The sequence below is a fragment of the Catellatospora sp. NPDC049133 genome (assembly GCF_040648455.1).
Classification (GTDB): domain Bacteria; phylum Actinomycetota; class Actinomycetes; order Mycobacteriales; family Micromonosporaceae; genus Catellatospora; species Catellatospora aurea.
The window spans coordinates 14839-32313 of sequence record NZ_JBEZDT010000022.1; the positions used below are offsets into that span (position 1 = coordinate 14839).

The following is a 17475-nucleotide window of genomic DNA, read 5'->3' on the forward strand; positions in this document are numbered from 1 at the left end:
CCACGTCGACCGCGGCCCCCATGGTACGAAGAACACGGATATTTCGTGCCAATCGGGCTGCCTGGTGAGAGAAGAAATCGACGATGTTCCGCTACCTTGTGCGGCGCTTCCTCCAGATGATCATGGTGTTCATCGCGACCACGTTCATCGTGTACTCGCTGATGTACTGGACCGGAGGCGACCCCATCCAGGCCCTGGCCGGCGAGAAGCCGGTCAGCGACCTCCAGCGCGCCCAGCTGACGAGGATCTACGGACTCGACCAGCCGTTCTACGAGCGTTACTGGAACTACCTGACCGACCTGCTGCACCTCGACTTCGGCACCACCCTGACCGGACGTCCCATCAAGGACATCCTGGTGGACGCCTGGCCGATCACCATGCAACTGGCGCTCATCGCCATCGTCGTCACGATCGTCTTCGGCGTCACCGCCGGCGTCATCGCGGGCATCCGGCGCGGCAGCATCTTCGACAACGCCACGCTGGTGCTGACGCTGCTCGTGATCGGCATCCCCTCGGTCGTGCTCGCGCCATTGTCGCAGTACCTCTTCACCATCCAGTGGAAGATCTTCCCCACCACTGCCAGCGGCAACCCGACGTGGTACGAACTGCTGCTGCCCGGCATCGTGCTGGGCTCGCTGTCCGTCGCCACCGCGATGCGGCTGACCCGCGCCTCGGTCAGCGAGAACCTGCGCGCCGACTTCGTGCGCACCGCCCGGTCCAAGGGCATGCCCGGCCGCCGGGTGATCGGCATCCACGTGCTGCGCAACTCGCTGATCCCGATCGTGACCTTCCTCGGCGTCGAGCTGGGCAGCCTGATGGCCGGCGCGATCGTCACCGAGAGCGTCTTCAACGTCCCCGGCGTCGGCTTCCAGCTGGCCCGCGGCCTCAAGACGGAGGACACCCCGCTGGTGATCGGCATCGTCAGCGTGCTGGTGATCGTCTTCCTGGTGGCCAACCTGATCGTCGACCTGCTCTACGCGGTGCTCGACCCGCGGATCCGGTACGAGTAAGAGGTTTCCTGACATGAGTGACTTCGAATCCGTGGCCGCGACCGAGCTGCACACGGCCACCCCCGGTCCGGCCGGAGCGCCCAACGCACCGGGCCAGCCACACACCCTCGAGGTGTCCAAGCCCCGCAGCGCCAGCGCGGACGCCTGGCGCGAGCTGCGCCGCCGCCCACTGTTCTGGGTAGCGCTCGTCATCGTCGCGCTGGTCCTGCTGATCGCGGCCTTCCCGTCGCTGTTCACCTCGGCCGACCCGACCTCGTGCTCGCTGAGCAACCGCATGGGCGCCCCGTCGGGAGCGGCCATCTTCGGGTACGACGTCCAGGGCTGCGACGTGTTCGCCAAGTCCATCTACGGGACGAAGAACTCGCTGCTGGTCGGCACGGGCGCGGCACTGCTGGCCGGGATCCTCGGCATGCTGCTCGGCGTCACCGCCGGCTACTTCGGCAGCTGGTGGGACGTCACCGTCTCCCGGATCATCGACATCGTGCTGGGCCTGCCCCTGCTGCTGGCCGGCATCGTGTTCATGAAGCGGGTCACCAACGCCGGCGGCGGCCAGACCGCCATCCTGATCGCCCTGATCTCGATCCTCGGCCTGCTCGGCTGGACCACCGCGGCCCGCGTCATCCGCTCCTCGGTGATCACCGCGAAGCAGCAGGACTACGTGCACGCCGCGAAGATGCTGGGCGCGGGCAGCGGCCGCATCATGTGGCGGCACATCCTGCCGAACTCGCTGGCCCCGTTCATCGTGATCATCACGATGGCGCTGGGCTCGTTCATCGCCGCCGAGGCCACGCTGTCCTTCCTGGGCATCGGCCTGCGGCCCCCGGCCCAGTCCTGGGGCATCGACATCTCGACCGCGCGGGCGTACATGCGGGAGAACGCCCTCCCGCTGATCGTGCCGTCGACGTTCCTGGCGCTGACCGTGCTCGCCTTCGTCATCCTGGGCGACACGATCCGCGAAGCCTTCGACCCGAAGCTGCGGTGAAGCACATGACCGACATCCACGTCACCTCCTCGACCCCGACCCGCGGCGGCCGGCACCTGCTCGAGGTGAAGGACCTCTACGTCGAGTTCCACACCCGCGACGGCGTCGCCCGTGTGATCAACGGCGTGTCGTACCACCTGGACCCGGGCGAGACCCTGGCCGTGCTGGGCGAGTCGGGCTCCGGCAAGTCGGTGACCGCGCAGGCGATCATGGGCATCCTGGACATGCCGCCGGCGAAGATCCCGAGCGGGCAGATCCTCTACCAGGGCGAGAACCTGCTCGCCATGCCGGAGGAGAAGCGGCGGCAGGTGCGCGGCAAGGAGATCTCCATGATCTTCCAGGACGCGCTGTCGGCCCTGAACCCGGTCTTCCCGGTGGGCTGGCAGATCTCCGAGACGCTGCGCACCCGGGCCGGCCTGTCCCGCAAGGACGCGCTCAAGCGGGCCGTCGAGCTGATGGACCTGGTCAAGATCCCGGCCGCCAAGGCCCGGGTGAAGGACTACCCCCACCAGTTCTCCGGCGGTATGCGCCAGCGCGTCATGATCGCGATGTCGCTGGCCATGGACCCCAAGGTCCTCATCGCGGACGAGCCGACCACCGCGCTCGACGTGACCGTGCAGGCCCAGATCATGGACCTGCTCGGCGACCTGCGCCGCGACCTCAACATGGGCCTGATCCTGATCACGCACGACCTGGGCGTGGTCGCCGACGTCGCGGACCGCATCGCGGTCATGTACGCGGGCCGCATCGTCGAGCACGCGGACGTGCGCAGCGTCTACAAGCACCCGGCGCACCCGTACACCGAGGGCCTGCTCGACTCGATCCCGCGGCTGGACTCCAAGGGCACCGAGCTGGCGACCATCAAGGGCCTGCCGCCGAACCTGATGCGCCCGCCGACGGGCTGCGCGTTCCACCCGCGCTGCAAGTACGCCAAGGCGGTCTGCACCACCGAAACACCCCTCTCGCTGGACCTCGGCCACGGCCGGACCAGCGCGTGCCACTTCGCGAAGGAGATGCTCGATGGCACACTCCGCTGAGAACGTCGCGGGCGTGCGCCCGGCCGGCGAGCCGCTGCTGCGGGTCGAGAACCTGGTCAAGCACTTCCCGATCACCCAGGGCATCCTCTTCAAGAAGAAGGTCGGCGCGGTCAAGGCGGTCGACGGGGTCAGCTTCGAGCTGCACCGCGGCGAGACGCTGGGCATCGTCGGCGAGTCGGGCTGCGGCAAGTCGACGCTGGCCAAGCTGCTGATGCGGCTGGAGACGCCGACCGGCGGCCGGGCCATGCTCAAGGGCAAGGACATCTTCAAGGTGTCCGGGTCCGAGCTGCGCCGCATGCGCCGCAACATCCAGATGGTGATGCAGGACCCGTACACCTCGCTGAACCCGCGGATGACCGTCGGCGACATCATCGGCGAGCCGTACGAGATCCACACCGAGGTGGCGCCGAAGGGCGACCGCCAGCGCCGGGTGCAGGAGCTGCTGGAGCTGGTCGGTCTCAACCCCGAGCACATCAACCGCTACCCGCACCAGTTCTCCGGCGGCCAGCGCCAGCGCATCGGCATCGCCCGCGCGCTGGCCCTCAAGCCCGAGATCATCGTCTGCGACGAGCCGGTGTCCGCGCTGGACGTGTCTATCCAGGCCCAGGTCATCAACCTGCTGGAGAAGCTGCAGGGCGAGCTGGACCTGTCCTACATCTTCATCGCGCACGACCTGTCCGTGGTGCGGCACATCTCCGACCGGGTCGGCGTGATGTACCTCGGCAAGATGGTCGAGGTCGGCACCGACGCGGAGATCTACGAGCGGCCGACGCACCCGTACACCCAGGCGCTGCTGTCGGCGGTGCCGGTGCCGGACCCGGACGCCCGCGCCCACCGCGACGTCATCCGCCTGGTCGGCGACGTGCCGTCGCCGGCCAACCCGCCGTCGGGCTGCCGCTTCCGCACCCGCTGCTGGAAGGCGCAGGAGCGCTGCTCGGTGGAGGAGCCGCTGCTGATCCGCCGGGGTGTGGAACCGCACCCGAGCGCGTGCCACTTCGCCGAGCTGCGCCAGGTCGTCGGCTGATTTCTTGTATGCAGAAGGGTGCGTGCCGACCGTCGGCACGCACCCTTCTTGTTGAAGCTCTACGCTGCACGCCAGACCGTAGCCTTGTTCCGCTCGTTACCGACCATCTCCACGCTGCCCGCGTCGCGTAGCCGCCGAAGGTGGTAAATCACGGTGTTCTTCGGCAGTCCGGTGGCGATCTCGACCTCACGTCGAGTACGCGGGCCGTCCCTCAGCACTGCAAGAATGTTCCGCTCAGGATCTGCAGGGGTGTCAAGCTTCTCCGGTATTGCCGACGGGGGCAGTCGGTAGGTCGCCGAACCGCGGTTGCCGTCCATGGCGAGCAGGCCACGATCAACGAGGTCGCGCATGTACTTCGTGGCGTCACGGCTGTCGGACACTCCGGTCGCCATCCGGAACGTTCGGTTGGTCAACGGCTGCCCCCGCCTTGCCAACGCCAGAGCGATCATCTGCGGGCCGCTGAGCCCTTCCGCCCCGCGCTCTGAGATCCAGTTGAGGGTCTCCTGGTCAAGGAGCGTGTGATTAGGAAGAACGACCTCGAACGTCGACACGTTGTCATGGAACTCTGCCGACTCCAGGCCCGCGTCAGCCAGGGCTCTCCGCATCGTGAAGATGCCGGAGCCCACGTTCTCGCATACCGTCTGGCCGCGCTCGACGGGTACATCAGCAAGGATTTTCAACAGGGAGCGGTTTCTGCTCGCGCTCGTACCCGTCAGGCCGAGATCTTCGATACCGACCGGGCCGTACAGCCCACCCGGGTTCCGGATGAGTAGCCGGTCAGGGTACATCTCGACCTGTACCTGGGTACCTCGTGCCCCGACGGAGAGGTCTCGGTGCACCAGCGCATTCACGAGCGCTTCGCGCAGTGCCACCTCGGGATACTCCCACTGCTCCTGCCGAAACAGGCCCATGATGAGGCTCCGCCGTTGCATGTTCCGCTTGAGGGCGGCCACCGCGTCCCGCAACATCACTGGGATCGAACCGTCGATGACCACGCTGTCGAGGAAGCGTTCGCCCTGCGGGCCCAGCGCACCAGCGACCGTGGTGGGGTAACGGACCAGAGAGACATTCAATTGCGGAAAGAACTGCTGCGGGTAGACACCGAAGGCCAACAATCCTGCGACGGTCGGGACAGCGCGGTCATCGATGACAGCCACAACGTTGGTCATTCGCAGAACCGCTTCATCCGGACGGCCCGAAAAGGCAGACGGGCGCGTGACGCGCAGCCGTTCGAGGTACGCGGCGACCAGACCGGTATCCAGATCCTCGATAGTCGCCTCAGGCACTGGCGTTTGATCGTCGCGAGGCTCACCCTGGCCGGACAGAAGAAGCCCGACCTCATATTCCGTGAGCTTTCGGTTTCCGTCAGCGACGCGTACACGCGATCCGAGGAACGGCCCGAGCGCCCGGCGATGGCACGGTCGCCGATCCCGCACAACGGGCGGGATGACAGCCGAGATCACGTTCCGACCGTTGATAAGGGTCGTCTCGATGGCAGCCCGGATCGGCGGCTCGACATCATTGCAGACACCGGCGAGTTGCCTCTCCAAGGCCGCTGGGTCCTCGACCCCGGTGATCATGAATCCGGAAGTTTCGTCGACTCCCAGCAGAATGGTGCCACCAGAGGTGTTGGCGAAGGCGCTGACTGTTTCCCAAAGATCTTGGGGTAGCCCTCGCTGTGCACGTTTCACCTCCACGTCAGCATGATCAGACCCCCGTCGCCGGAGGTCTTCGATCATTTCCAGCACAGCGTCGGCGTCCACCGCATCCCCTCAGTTGACACTTCAGTTGAACGTCTTCGAATTCAACTGAAGTGTCAACTGAAACTGGAGTAACTGTCAACTGAAAAGAGGACGCCCCGGTATCGATTGCCGATACCGGGGCGAACAGCGCTTGGTCAGTGGGCGAAGTGGCGGGAGCCCGTCAGGTAGAGGGTGATGCCGGCGGCTTTGGCCGCGGCGATCACTTCCTCGTCGCGGATCGAGCCGCCGGGCTGGACCACTGCGGTCACCCCCGCGTCCAGCAGCAGCTGCAGGCCGTCGGCGAACGGGAAGTACGCGTCCGAGGCGGCCACCGAACCGGCGGCCCGGTCACCGGCCCGCGAGATCGCCAGGCGGCACGAGTCGACCCGGTTGACCTGGCCCATGCCGATGCCCACGCTGGCCCCGTCCTTGGCCAGCAGGATCGCGTTGGACTTGACGGCCCGGATCGCGCCCCAGGCGAATTCCAGGTCGCGCAGCAGCTCCTCGGAGGCCGGTTCGCCGGTGGCCAGCCGCCAGTTGGCCGCGTCGTCGCCCTCGGCGCCGAAGTCGTCGCGGGTCTGCACCAGCATGCCTCCCGACACCTGCCGCAGCTCGACCGTGTTCGGCCGGAACGGCGGGGCGAGCAGCACCCGCAGGTTCTTCTTCGCAGTCAGGATCTCCACGGCCTCCGGCGCGTACGCGGGGGCCACCACGACCTCGGTGAAGATCTCCGCGATCTGCTTGGCCAGCTCCGCGGTGACCTCGCTGTTGACCGCGATGATGCCGCCGTACGCCGACAGCGGGTCGCACGCGTGCGCCTTGGCGTGGGCGTCGGCGATGGAGGCCGACGAGATCGCGATGCCGCACGGGTTGGCGTGCTTGATCACCGCGGCGGCGTACACGCCCTCGAAGTCGTGCACGGTGCGCCAGGCGGCGTCGGCGTCGATGTAGTTGTTGTACGACATCTCCTTGCCGCCGAGCTGCTGCGCGCGGGCCAGGCCGGGCGCGGCGACGGGGTCGATGTACAGCGCCGCCGCCTGGTGCGGGTTCTCGCCGTAGCGCAGCACGTTGCCGCGCCACAGACCGAGACCGGCGTACTCGGGCCAGGCGAAGCCCTCCGTCTGCGCCGGGGCCAGCTCCTGGGCGCACCAGTTGGCCACCGCGACGTCGTAGTCGGCGATGTCGGCGAAGGCGCGGGCCGCCAGCGCGCGGCGCTCGCCCAGCGTGAAACCGCCGGTCTCCAGCGCCGCGGCGATCAGGTGGTAGTCGGCCGGCGAGGTGATCACCGCGACGTTGGCGTGGTTCTTGGCCGCCGCGCGCACCATGGCCGGGCCGCCGATGTCGATCTTCTCGATGCACTCGTCCATGGACGCGCCCGAGGCCACCGTCTCGGTGAACGGGTACAGGTTCGACACCAGCAGGTCGAACGGCTCGATGTCGAGCTCGGTGAGCTGCGCGCGGTGCGTCTCCAGGCGCACGTCGGCCAGCAGACCCGCGTGCACCCTCGGGTGCAGCGTCTTGACCCGCCCGTCCAGCGTCTCCGGGAAGCCGGTCAACTCCTCGACCCGGGTCACCGGCGAGCCGGTGGTCTCGATCTGCTGCGCCGTGCTGCCGGTCGAGACGATCTCGACCCCGTGCCGCCGCAGCGTCGCGGCGAGGGCCTCCAGCCCGGTCTTGTCCCACACGCTGATCAGCGCGCGTCGAATGGGCTTGCGCTCAGGCTCGCTCATGCCTTCTCCTCGCTAATTCAGGGCCGGTCTGAACCGCCGGCCCCGTGGTCCGCTCGTCGCGCCCGGTCGTCGCCGTCCCGGGCCGGCTGTCACGGCGCGGGAGGGCGGCCGTTCAGCCGACGATCACTTTCCTGCCGTTGACGGTCCAGCCGTCACGCGCCATGCGGCCGACGTACTCGACCAGCTGCGCACGCTCGGCGTCCTTGATGCGCTCGGAGAGGGTGTCCTCGGTGTCGTCGTCGAGCACCGGCACCGCGACCTGCGCGATGATCGGCCCGGTGTCCACGCCGCCGTCCACGAAATGCAGCGTGGCTCCGGCGAGTTTCACGCCGTACTCGACGGCGTCGCGTGGGCCGTGCATGCCCGGGAACGCCGGCAGCAGCGCGTTGTGGGTGTTGACATAACGTCCGCCGAACCGGTCCAGGAACGCCTTGCCCACCAGCTTGAGGAAGCCCGCGCCGATCACGAGGTCGGGCCGTTGCGCCGCGGTCAGCTCGGTGAACGTTTCGTCCCACTCCTGCCGGGTGGCGAAGTCGGGGACGCGGGCGACGAAGGTGGGCACTCCCGCGGCCTCGGCACGGGCCAGGCCCGCGATGCCGTGGCGGTCCGCGCCGACGCCGACGACGGCCGCCCCGTATGCGGGGTCGGCACAGGCATCGAGCAGAGCTTGGAGATTGGTACCGGAACCGGAGACCAGGACGACGAGGCGAGCGGTCACCTCTGCACCCTATCGGGCAGCGCAGACGCTGCTCGCGTCGGGTGCGGCGCGCACTTACGGCGTTTTGCCCGACAAACGAGAAAATAAAGTAGATATTGGGCGAAGAACTGCATTCCAGAACGTGCCGACCCCACCCGGACACCGGGTGCCCGTCACCCCGCACGTGCTGCCGAACGCGAGGAGCCGATCTTGACGCAACCGCCGACACCACCGGAGCCGCCGGAGGAGCCGCCGTCGTGGCCGCCGCAGCCGCCGTCGCGCGAGGACCAGCCGCCCGCGCCGCCCTCGCCGGATGTGCCGCCACCGCCGGGCGAGCCGGTTCCCGCACCCCCCGAAGGGGCGACCGGGCACTCCGAGCCGGTCTCCCCGGCCGCCGAACCGGCGTACCTGCCGACCGCCGCCGAGGCACCGTCCGCGCCCCAGTTCGAACCGCCGACCACCCGCGAGCAGCCCGCACCGGAGTCCGGCTCGCCGGGCACCGCCGGCGGGGTCTGGCCGGAGCCGCCCAGCAGCCTGCCTGAGCCGCCGGCCAGCGTGGACAACCCGTTCAGCCCGCCACCCGCGCCCGAGTTCGGGCCACCGCCGACCGCCATGAGCGACCCGACCGCGCCATCTCCGCCGACTCCCCCACCGCCGCCCGCGCCGCCGGGACCGCCGCCGCCGATGCCGCCGGTGCCTCCACCGCCGTCGATCGGCGCGAGCACGCCCACCCCGCCCGGCTGGCCCGAGCCCGCGGAGCAGCCGTACCCGGCGCCCGCGCCGCCACCGCCGGTGCCCGGTCCGTACGGCGCCGGTGGCGGCACGGTCTACACCTCGGGCAGCACCCCGCTGCCGCCTGTCCCGCCGCCACCGCCGATCGGCGGACCGCCGCCACCACCGCTGGGCCCCGCCCAGGGCACCGTCTACCAGAAGGCGGGCGGGCAGAACAACCTGTTCGGCTGGATCGCGCTGGCCTGCGGCATCATCGGCACCGGTTGCTGCTGCTGCCCGTGGCTCAACGGCGCGCCGTTCATCGGCGGCATTCCTGCGGTCATCCTCGGCGCGATGCACCTCAACAAGGTGAAGAAGGGCGCCGCCTCGATGTCCTGGCTCGGCTGGGTCGCCATCGCGCTGGGCGTCATCGCGATGATCGCCGCCATCTGCGGTATCGCGACCGGTTGGCAGGATCGGATCTACGACCAGTACCAGCAGTTCAACTGATCGACTCGCGCCGACTGGTGGGACAGCGGATATCAGCTGTCCCACCAGTCACGTCCGTCACAACTTGCTATTAGACTCCGCACGTTTGGCAACGGCTCACTCCGAGCCACCACCCCAACACCCCTGGAGTCTCCATGACCTACGGTTCTCAGCAGCCGCAGCCGCAGATCGACAACAACCTGACGATGTCGATCGTCTCGATCTTCCTCTTCTGGCCGCTGGCCATCCCGGCCATCATCAACGCCAACAAGGTCAACCCGCTGCTGCAGGCGGGCGACTACGCGGGTGCCCAGGCCGCGGCGGCCGAGTCGAAGAAGTGGTCGAAGCTCGCCCTGATCGTCGGTGGCATCGGCTGGGCGCTCGGCTGCATCTGCTGCGCCCTGCAGGTGTTCGTGATCGGCGCCAACGGCGCCGCGGGCATGTGATCAGCAGTTACTGCACCAGCTGACGGGCGGTCCGCACGGCGGGCCGCCCTTCGGTCTGTTTCAGACCGCGCAGCACCCAGAACCCGGCGACGCCGAGCAGGCCGCCCAGCGCGACCACCAGCGCCGCCATCGTCGCGACCTGCCACACCACCGGCCCGGTGCGGACCGGGCCGGACACCGGCAGCGCCCCGCCGGAGGCGTACGCGGCAGCCGCCAGCAGCACCCCGGCGACCAGCCCCGCGGTCAGCGCCGAACCGCACAGCCGCAGCCAGCGCGGCTCGGGCGTGAGCACGTCACCACGCCGGTTCCGGCGCGGGCGCAGCCGCCGCCGTGCCATCAGCACCGCCGCGGCCACGCCGCCCAGCAGCGGCAGCACGGTGAGCAGCCAGCCCAGGCCGCGCAGCGGTCCGGTCGGCACACCGGCGAACACCGGCAACTGCGTCAGCGGCAGGGTGCCCGCGGCGAACCCGGGGCCGAGCAGATAGGAAGCCGCCCAGACGGCGAAGTTCGGCCCGTACACCAGGCTGAGCAGGGTCAGCCCGGCCTGGCCGAGCACCCCGGTGTCGAAGCCCGCGAGGTCGTGGGTGGCCTGTGCGCCGTTCATGGCCACCGCGAGGCCCACCGCGCCCGCGCCGACGGCCAGCACTAGCAGCGCGGCCACCACCCCGGCCCGTACGCCGTCGCGCAGCACCACCGGCGTACGCCGAGCCAGCCGGCGCAGCACTCCTCCACTGCGCAGCACCCCGATCGCGCCCGCGGCCGCGCCCAGCACCGCGCAGTGCAACCCGGCCCGCCACGGCGTCACGAACAGCCCCGGACCGTCGGCCAGCACCGCGGCGAGCACGCCGAAGCAGCCGTACACCGCGGCGACGGCCAGCGTGCCCTGCACCGCGTGCCGGATCGAGCCGCTGCCCTGGGCTCCCATCGCCCGGGTCGTGTGCACCCCGGCCCGGTTGACCCGCCACAGCGCGAACGCGGTGAGCGCCAGCGGCGCCAGCTCCATGGTGCCCAGCCGGCCGTCGACCCCGACGGTGATCGGCACGCCGTGCCCGAGCAGCCAGCCGGCCAGCATCAGCCGCACCGACAGTCCCCAGTCGACGGCTCCCTCGGCGAAGCGCGCGGCGACCGTCAGCAGCAGCAGCGGCCCGAGCGTCAGCAACGCCGCCCAGCCGGTGTTGACCAGTGCGGCCACCGGCAGCGGCGCGCCCCGCGGGCGCAGCATGCCGGCCGGCCGGCCGCGCGGCAGCAGCACGGTGTCCATGGTGGCGATCTCGTCGTCGACCGGCTCGCGTTGCAGGGGCCGCCCCACGTCGATCTTGACGGTGTCGCGCGCCGCCAGTTGCGCCAGATCGATCTTGACGGTGTCCCGAGTGGCCAGGTACGCGGTGTCGTCATCGAACCCGGCGGCGTCGGGATCGGCCTCGGCGACGCCGTGATCAGAAGTGTCGTCATGCCGAGCGCTCGTATCGGCGTCCTGATCCGCAGCCGGGTCCGCGCCGTGGAACTCACGCGCGGACGGCCCCGCGTCCACAGCCCGGCCGGACGGGCGGGCGTCGGCGGCGTGCTCCGATGGGCCGGCAGCGGCCTCGTGCCCGGGCGGCCCGGTGTCGGCTTCGGTCTCGTCCGGCGTGTCGACGCGCGTCGTGTCCGGCGCGGCGGCATCGCGTTCGGACGGGTCCGGGCCGGGCACACGAGTGGGGGGCGCGGTCGCGCGCGAACCGCCGGAATCCGGGCGCGAGTAAGCGTCCGGACCCTCGCCGGGCGCAGCGCGCCGCAGCTCAGGCTGCACGCCGAGGGTCTCACCTTGCTCCGTCATCAGGCGCTACCTAACCACAAACGAGCCGGGTTGACTACGAACCCTACCCCGTGGCCATTTCGACCCGATATGCGAGTTAGGAGGGTTACGCTGCGAACAAGGTCGTTCATCGAGGAGGCTTGCCGTGACCTACACACCGCCACCGCCCTCAGTGCCGCCGCCCCCTCCGCCACCGCCGGTCCCGCCACCGCCGCCGGGCCCGCCGCCGTACGGAACGCCGTCGGGCATGCCACCCCGGGGCGGCGGCGACAAGGTGACGTTGTACGGCGTGCTCGGCATCGTCCTGGGCCTCTGCTGTTGCGGCATCATCGGCCTGATCCTGGGCTGGCTGTCGGTTCAGGAGGCGAAGAAGGTCGGCAAGAAGCCGACGCTGGGTTACATCGCGATGGCCATCGGTGTCATCGGCATCATCTGGAACATCATCTACGGCATCCGCTACGCCAGCGGCGGGATGAAGTTCAACTGACCTAGTCGGGATAGGGGAAACCCATGACGAACGACCCGCTGCCGCCGTACGAGCCGCCACCGGTGACTCCTCCACCGGCGCCGCCGCCGCTCAACCCGCCGCCACCACCGCCACCACCGCCTCCGCCGTACGGCGTGACGCCGCCCGCGCCGGGCGGCGGCGGCAAGGACATGCCGTTGATCTACGGCATCATCGGCATCGTCACCGCCGTGTTCTGCTGCGCCCCGCTGGGCATCCTGTTCGGCTGGCTGTCCATGAAGGAGGCCCGGGAGCGCGGCACCGACCAGACGCTGGGCAAGGTCGCCTTCTGGCTCGGCATCGCGTTCACCGCGCTACAGGTGATCGCCGGGATCCTGGCCTGTGTCGCAGGCGCGTTCAGCGGAAGCATGTCGGTCAACCGCGGCTACTGACGCCGAACGCAAACGGTGGGCGCCCTCCCCGATCGGGAGGACGCCCACCGTTTCGTGTGCGTGCGGCGTCAGCGGCCGGACATGACCTCGCGCATCAGGCGCGCGGTCTCCGACGGCGTCTTGCCGACCTTGACCCCGGCCGCCTCCAGCGCCGCCTTCTTGGCGTCGGCGGTGCCGGACGAGCCCGAGATGATCGCGCCCGCGTGGCCCATCGTCTTGCCGGGCGGGGCGGTGAAGCCGGCGATGTAGCCGACGACCGGCTTGGTCACGTGGTTCTTGATGAACTCGGCCGCGCGCTCCTCGGCGTCGCCGCCGATCTCACCGATCATGACGATGGCCTCGGTCTCCGGGTCGTCCTGGAAGGCCGCGAGCGCGTCGATGTGGGTGGTGCCGATGATCGGGTCGCCGCCGATGCCCACGGCGGTCGAGAAGCCGATGTCCCGCAGCTCGTACATGAGCTGGTAGGTCAGCGTGCCGGACTTCGACACCAGGCCGATGCGGCCCGAGCCGGAGATGTCGGCCGGGATGATGCCGGCGTTGCTGGCGCCCGGGGACGCGACGCCGGGGCAGTTCGGCCCGATGATCCGGGTCTTGTTGCCGGTCTCGACGGCGTGCGCCCAGAAGGCGGCGGTGTCGTGCACCGGCACGCCCTCGGTGATCACGACGGCCAGGCCGATGCCCGCGTCGATCGCCTCGACGACGGCGTCCTTGGTGAACGCCGGCGGCACGAAGATGACCGTGACGTCCGCGCCGGTCTCCTTCATCGCGTCGGCGACCGAGCCGAACACCGGCACCGCGGTGCCGTCGAAGTCGACCGAGGTGCCCGCCTTGCGCGGGTTCACGCCGCCCACGATCTGGGTGCCCGCCGCCAGCATGCGCCGGGTGTGCTTGGAGCCCTCGGAGCCGGTCATGCCCTGGACGATGACCTTGGAGTCCTTGGTGAGCCAGATAGCCATGTCTCAGATCACTTCCCAGCCGCAGCGAGCTCGGCGGCGCGCTTGGCGGCGCCGTCCATGGTGTCCACCCGCTCGACGAGCGGGTTGTTCGCGCTGTCGAGGATCGCGCGACCGGCCTCGGCGTTGTTGCCGTCGAGGCGTACGACCAGCGGCTTGGTCACCGTCTCGCCGCGGCTGTCCAGCATGGCCAGCGCCTGCACGATGCCGTTGGCGACCGCGTCGCACGCGGTGATGCCGCCGAAGACGTTGACGAACACGCTCTTCACGGCCGGGTCCGACAGCACGATCTCCAGACCGTTCGCCATCACCTCGGCCGACGCGCCGCCGCCGATGTCGAGGAAGTTCGCGGGCTTGACGCCGCCGAACTGCTCACCCGCGTACGCGACCACGTCGAGCGTGGACATGACCAGGCCCGCGCCGTTGCCGATGATGCCGACCTCGCCGTCGAGCTTGACGTAGTTGAGGTCCTTGGCCTTGGCGGCCTGCTCCAGCGGGTCGACCGCGGCCTTGTCCTCCAGCGCCTCGTGGTCGGCGTGGCGGAAGCCGGCGTTCTCGTCCAGCGTCACCTTCGCGTCCAGGCACAGCACCTTGCCGGAGCTGATCTTCGCGAGCGGGTTGACCTCGACCAGGGTCGCGTCCTCGGCCCGGAAGGTCTGCCACAGCTTGATGGCGATGTCCACGACCTGGTCGGCGACCTCGGCCGGGAAGTGGCCGGCGGTGACGATCTCGCGGGCCAGCGCCTCGTCGACGCCGCGGTTGGCGTCGATCGCGATCTTCGCGACCTTCTCCGGCTGCTCCTCGGCGACGGTCTCGATCTCCATGCCGCCGGCGACACTGGCGATGCACAGGAAGGTGCGGTTCGCCCGGTCCAGCAGGTAGGAGAAGTAGTACTCCTCGACGATGTCGGCGGTCTCGGCCAGCATCACCTTGTGGACCGTGTGGCCCTTGATGTCCATGCCGAGGATGTCGTTCGCGCGGTCGTACGCCTCGGTCGCGTCGGCGGCGAGCTTGACGCCACCGGCCTTGCCGCGTCCGCCGACCTTCACCTGCGCCTTGACGACGACCCGGCCGCCCAGTCGCTCGGCGATCGCGCGGGCCTCCTCCGGGGTCTCGGCGACGCCACCGGCGAGCACGGGCAGGCCGTGCTTTTCGAAGACATCGCGCCCCTGGTACTCGTACAGGTCCACCGATACCTCTTCGTGTGTCCAGCCCATGGCGTCGCGGGCCGGACGCCCGCTGCGACGCGTAGGGACCATTGCCCATCCTCCGCTGGCTGGGCCTTCCGCGCAGCCTAACGGTCGGTCAGCGCAACGTATCGGCACGACCGCCCGGTGTGCCCAACTGCACACCACCTCCGCGCCCGGGACGGGGTAGCTCGACAGCCGCCCGTCCCGGGTCCCCGCTCAGGCGGACGTCTCGACCGGCACCCGGCCGGCGGACTGGTAGCGCAGCGCGGCCAGGAGGTCGGCGGCGGTGCCCGGCGCCGCGCCGATCGGCACGTGGACGTTGGTGCCCAGCTTCTTCATGCGCCGCTTCTGCGCGACGGCGACACCCGCCCGGCTGCCCGCGTCGCCCTGCTTGGCGAGGTTGAACTGGGGTTCGATGCGGGCGTCGCGGGGCTTCACGCACAGCTGCGGGCCGTGCCAGTTCCGCACGTACACCGATTCGACGTCTGCCCACGGCAGGTGCAGCACCCGGGCCTTGTCGAGGAAGGGCCGCACGTACACCCCGTCGGCGTCGGCGGCGAGCTGCACCGGGCGCAGCTGGCGCACGACCGAGAACGGCAGCCAGGCCAGCAGGCCCAGCACGAGCAGCAGCGCGGCGCCGCCGACCAGGCCGCTGTTCATGTCGCCGTACCTGTTGCTGTGCACCGTCTCCGCGGAGTGCAGCAGCATGTACACCCCGGTGGGCACCATGAAGAGGGTGAGCAGGGTCAGGATCACCAGTTCGCCGCGGCGGTGGGCCAGCAGGTGCCGCCCGGCACCGGAGAGCTGGACCGTGACCGGCAGGCCGGTCGGGATGAGTTGCCGGATGGTCGGCGTGGGGGCGGGTGTGCCCGCCGGGGTGTGGGGGCTGGTCATGGCGCGTGAACCTAGCAGTCCGTCACTCTTTTCGGTGACCCTGCGAATGCCCGTAACCCCGGGCTCGGGGCGTCGTTGAGTCTGATGTCAGAGAGCTGAGGCCGGAACGGCCGAGGCAGGATGACACAAACGGCCGATGCCCTGTCGGTCGAGGGGTGGCGGCGGGGCATCGTGCATAGAGGAGCCGGACGTGTGAGGGGTGCGTCCGGCTCCTCCCTTTTTGCGTATCCGCAAGGCACGCACCCCCGAGCCGTTCCGGCGCGGGGGTGCGGAAGTCTTCAGGGGTGGGCGGTCAGGCAGGCTGCGCGGTCGCCACGTTGGCCCGCACCCAGTCCACGATCGCGTGCGTGGTCGCCCCGGGCGTGAACACCTTGGCCACCCCGAGCCGCTCCAGCTCGGGGATGTCCGCGTCGGGGATGATGCCGCCGCCGAACACCACCATGTCGCCGGCGCCGCGCTCGCGCAGCAGCTCGACCACGCGCGGGAAGAGGGTCATGTGCGCGCCGGACAGCACGGACAGGCCGACGGCGTCGGCGTCCTCCTGGATCGCGGTCTCCACGATCTGCTCGGCGGTCTGGTGCAGGCCGGTGTAGATGACCTCCATGCCCGCGTCGCGCAGGGCTCTGGCCACCACCTTCGCGCCGCGGTCGTGCCCGTCGAGCCCGGGCTTGGCGACGACCACGCGAATACGAGTGCCCATCAGTGCTCACCTCTCCGCCGTACTGACCTTAACGAACGGTAACCCACCCACCGGCGGTCACCGCCAGCGGTCCAGCGGTCTCTGTCCGCGACACCTATATATACGCGCCGCCCGGGGGCCCATTACGCAGCGTATGTATCGCATATCTGGACAATTAATGGCGCTATCGGGCATTACGGGCCGGACAGTCGCACTCATAGCGAAGAGATGCCGTACAGGAGCTTGTGCCTACCCCTACGGGTTGGTTAAGTTGTGCCGCAGTGCCAACCAGAAGTGCCAACCAGAAGTGCCATCCAAAAATGGGTGACAGAGCGTCGGAGTCCGCGGCGCCACCGATGACGGAGGCTGTACGTGCAATACAGGCCAACACTGTTACGGGAGGGTGACCGCTACCGCGGCCGCCGACGGGCTCCCGCCCCGCCCCGGAGCAGATACCTCGCCGTAGTCACGACCGCTTTCGTAGGTGCCGGGGTTGTCGCTTTCGGTGCCGGAGCCGGCATCAAGGACGCGAAGACCGACGCTCTCGTCGGCGAGACCGCCGCCTCCGAACTCAGCAGCGCCCGCCTCGAGGCCGCCGAGCGCGCCGGCCGCGGCGAGGACCGCTCGCTGTCCACCTCGATCGCCCAGTCCCCGAACGCCTGGGTCCTGCCGAACCACGACTACCGCCTGACCTCCCTGTTCGGTCAGCGCTGGGGCAAGGCGCACAAGGGCGTCGACATCGCGGTCCCCGAGGGCACCCCGGTCGCCGCGATGCACGAGGGCATCATCGTGCTGGCCGCGTACAACGGCGGCTACGGCAACCAGGTGATCATCGACCACGGCAACGGCATCAAGACCACCTACGGACACAACAGCCGGCTGATGGTCAAGGAAGGCCAGCGGGTCAAGGCAGGCGACATCATCGCCATCTCCGGCAGCACCGGCCACTCCACCGGCCCGCACGTGCACCTGGAGATCCACGTCAACGACGTGGCCGTGAACCCCCTCCCGTGGTTCAAGGCACACGGCGTCGACCTCGAATTGGAGATCGAACAGGCCTACGACGGCTCGGTGAGCTGATTTTCCTCCGCAAAGCCGCCCGGTATCGCCAGATCCGGGCGGCTTTGTCGTATTCGAACACCTCGGCCGGTGGCCCCGGTCACCCGAATACGGTGGCGCAGGTCACTCGACCCTGACGG

The 17475-nt window shown here is 69.6% G+C and carries 17 protein-coding genes; 9 read left to right on the forward strand and 8 right to left on the reverse strand.

Annotated elements, in window-relative coordinates; genetic code table 11:
- Positions 1-83 precede the first annotated feature (83 nt).
- Genes AB0B35_RS24125 through AB0B35_RS24140 form a run of 4 tightly spaced genes read left to right on the forward strand, consistent with a single transcriptional unit; the run spans position 84 to position 4053 of the window.
- On the forward strand, positions 84-1010 hold the full coding sequence (locus AB0B35_RS24125; protein ID WP_360521869.1) for an ABC transporter permease: 927 nt from the start codon (positions 84-86) through the stop codon (positions 1008-1010).
- A gap of 13 nt (positions 1011-1023) precedes the next feature.
- Entirely contained in the window at positions 1024-1992 is a 969-nt protein-coding gene (locus AB0B35_RS24130; RefSeq protein ID WP_361049149.1) for an ABC transporter permease, read from the forward strand.
- A 5-nt stretch (positions 1993-1997) separates the two neighbouring features.
- Complete coding sequence (locus AB0B35_RS24135; RefSeq protein ID WP_360521863.1) at positions 1998-3029, forward strand: ABC transporter ATP-binding protein; 1032 nt, start codon at positions 1998-2000, stop codon at positions 3027-3029.
- Positions 3013-4053 carry a dipeptide ABC transporter ATP-binding protein gene (locus AB0B35_RS24140; RefSeq protein ID WP_361049151.1) on the forward strand — a complete coding sequence of 347 codons (1041 nt, stop codon included), beginning with the start codon at positions 3013-3015 and terminating at the stop codon, positions 4051-4053. The genes AB0B35_RS24135 and AB0B35_RS24140 overlap by 17 nt, the downstream gene beginning before the upstream one ends.
- A 59-nt stretch (positions 4054-4112) precedes the next feature.
- Here the strand turns inward: AB0B35_RS24140 and AB0B35_RS24145 are convergent, their stop codons facing one another.
- From AB0B35_RS24145 to purN, 3 genes are all read right to left on the reverse strand, one after another.
- Positions 4113-5816, reverse strand: a complete 1704-nt coding sequence (locus AB0B35_RS24145; protein ID WP_361049153.1) for an ATP-binding protein — start codon at positions 5814-5816, stop codon at positions 4113-4115.
- 134 nt (positions 5817-5950) lie between these two features.
- Entirely contained in the window at positions 5951-7525 is a 1575-nt protein-coding gene (gene purH / locus AB0B35_RS24150) for a bifunctional phosphoribosylaminoimidazolecarboxamide formyltransferase/IMP cyclohydrolase (RefSeq protein ID WP_361049155.1), read from the reverse strand.
- A gap of 112 nt (positions 7526-7637) precedes the next feature.
- On the reverse strand, positions 7638-8243 hold the full coding sequence (gene purN / locus AB0B35_RS24155; protein WP_360521854.1) for a phosphoribosylglycinamide formyltransferase: 606 nt from the start codon (positions 8241-8243) through the stop codon (positions 7638-7640).
- A 189-nt stretch (positions 8244-8432) separates the two neighbouring features.
- Here purN and AB0B35_RS24160 point away from each other — a divergent pair, with 189 nt between their 5' ends.
- Entirely contained in the window at positions 8433-9443 is a 1011-nt protein-coding gene (locus AB0B35_RS24160; RefSeq protein WP_361049157.1) for a DUF4190 domain-containing protein, read from the forward strand.
- Between the two features lie 134 nt (positions 9444-9577).
- On the forward strand, positions 9578-9868 hold the full coding sequence (locus tag AB0B35_RS24165; protein WP_360521848.1) for a CD225/dispanin family protein: 291 nt from the start codon (positions 9578-9580) through the stop codon (positions 9866-9868).
- 7 nt (positions 9869-9875) lie between these two features.
- On the opposite strand, the gene AB0B35_RS24170 is transcribed toward AB0B35_RS24165, so the two are convergent.
- Positions 9876-11684 carry a DUF6350 family protein gene (locus AB0B35_RS24170; RefSeq protein ID WP_361049159.1) on the reverse strand — a complete coding sequence of 603 codons (1809 nt, stop codon included), beginning with the start codon at positions 11682-11684 and terminating at the stop codon, positions 9876-9878.
- 124 nt (positions 11685-11808) lie between these two features.
- Here AB0B35_RS24170 and AB0B35_RS24175 point away from each other — a divergent pair, with 124 nt between their 5' ends.
- Complete coding sequence (locus AB0B35_RS24175; RefSeq protein WP_361049161.1) at positions 11809-12150, forward strand: hypothetical protein; 342 nt, start codon at positions 11809-11811, stop codon at positions 12148-12150.
- A gap of 23 nt (positions 12151-12173) precedes the next feature.
- Positions 12174-12560 (forward strand): hypothetical protein, encoded by a 387-nt coding sequence (locus tag AB0B35_RS24180; RefSeq protein ID WP_361049163.1) that lies wholly within the window; start codon positions 12174-12176, stop codon positions 12558-12560.
- Between the two features lie 68 nt (positions 12561-12628).
- Here the strand turns inward: AB0B35_RS24180 and sucD are convergent, their stop codons facing one another.
- The 4 genes from sucD to AB0B35_RS24200 all read right to left on the reverse strand — a co-directional run bounded on the left by sucD (position 12629) and on the right by AB0B35_RS24200 (position 16297).
- Positions 12629-13516: a succinate--CoA ligase subunit alpha gene (gene sucD / locus AB0B35_RS24185; protein WP_360521836.1), complete on the reverse strand. Its 888-nt coding sequence runs from the start codon at positions 13514-13516 to the stop codon at positions 12629-12631.
- Positions 13517-13524: 8 nt separating this feature from the next.
- Positions 13525-14703: an ADP-forming succinate--CoA ligase subunit beta gene (sucC, locus tag AB0B35_RS24190; protein ID WP_361049330.1), complete on the reverse strand. Its 1179-nt coding sequence runs from the start codon at positions 14701-14703 to the stop codon at positions 13525-13527.
- A 216-nt stretch (positions 14704-14919) separates the two neighbouring features.
- Positions 14920-15597 carry a hypothetical protein gene (locus AB0B35_RS24195; protein WP_361049165.1) on the reverse strand — a complete coding sequence of 226 codons (678 nt, stop codon included), beginning with the start codon at positions 15595-15597 and terminating at the stop codon, positions 14920-14922.
- Positions 15598-15889: 292 nt separating this feature from the next.
- Positions 15890-16297, reverse strand: coding sequence for a cobalamin B12-binding domain-containing protein (locus AB0B35_RS24200; RefSeq protein ID WP_120317046.1), 408 nt, complete (start codon positions 16295-16297; stop codon positions 15890-15892).
- A gap of 351 nt (positions 16298-16648) precedes the next feature.
- On the opposite strand from AB0B35_RS24200, the gene AB0B35_RS24205 reads away from it, so the two are divergent.
- Positions 16649-17356: a M23 family metallopeptidase gene (locus tag AB0B35_RS24205; RefSeq protein ID WP_361049167.1), complete on the forward strand. Its 708-nt coding sequence runs from the start codon at positions 16649-16651 to the stop codon at positions 17354-17356.
- Positions 17357-17475 lie beyond the last annotated feature (119 nt).

What these genes read in the sequence shown, in the direction of transcription:
- AB0B35_RS24180 (WP_361049163.1), top strand. Translation starts at nt 12,174, where the DNA reads ATGACGAACGACCCGCTGCCGCCGTACGAGCCGCCACCGGTGACTCCT.
- sucD (WP_360521836.1), bottom strand. Translation starts at nt 13,516, where the DNA reads ATGGCTATCTGGCTCACCAAGGACTCCAAGGTCATCGTCCAGGGCATG.
- AB0B35_RS24125 (WP_360521869.1), top strand. Translation starts at nt 84, where the DNA reads ATGTTCCGCTACCTTGTGCGGCGCTTCCTCCAGATGATCATGGTGTTC.
- AB0B35_RS24140 (WP_361049151.1), top strand. Translation starts at nt 3,013, where the DNA reads ATGGCACACTCCGCTGAGAACGTCGCGGGCGTGCGCCCGGCCGGCGAG.
- AB0B35_RS24195 (WP_361049165.1), bottom strand. Translation starts at nt 15,597, where the DNA reads ATGACCAGCCCCCACACCCCGGCGGGCACACCCGCCCCCACGCCGACC.
- AB0B35_RS24130 (WP_361049149.1), top strand. Translation starts at nt 1,024, where the DNA reads ATGAGTGACTTCGAATCCGTGGCCGCGACCGAGCTGCACACGGCCACC.
- AB0B35_RS24135 (WP_360521863.1), top strand. Translation starts at nt 1,998, where the DNA reads ATGACCGACATCCACGTCACCTCCTCGACCCCGACCCGCGGCGGCCGG.
- AB0B35_RS24165 (WP_360521848.1), top strand. Translation starts at nt 9,578, where the DNA reads ATGACCTACGGTTCTCAGCAGCCGCAGCCGCAGATCGACAACAACCTG.
- AB0B35_RS24200 (WP_120317046.1), bottom strand. Translation starts at nt 16,297, where the DNA reads ATGGGCACTCGTATTCGCGTGGTCGTCGCCAAGCCCGGGCTCGACGGG.
- AB0B35_RS24170 (WP_361049159.1), bottom strand. Translation starts at nt 11,684, where the DNA reads ATGACGGAGCAAGGTGAGACCCTCGGCGTGCAGCCTGAGCTGCGGCGC.
- purH (WP_361049155.1), bottom strand. Translation starts at nt 7,525, where the DNA reads ATGAGCGAGCCTGAGCGCAAGCCCATTCGACGCGCGCTGATCAGCGTG.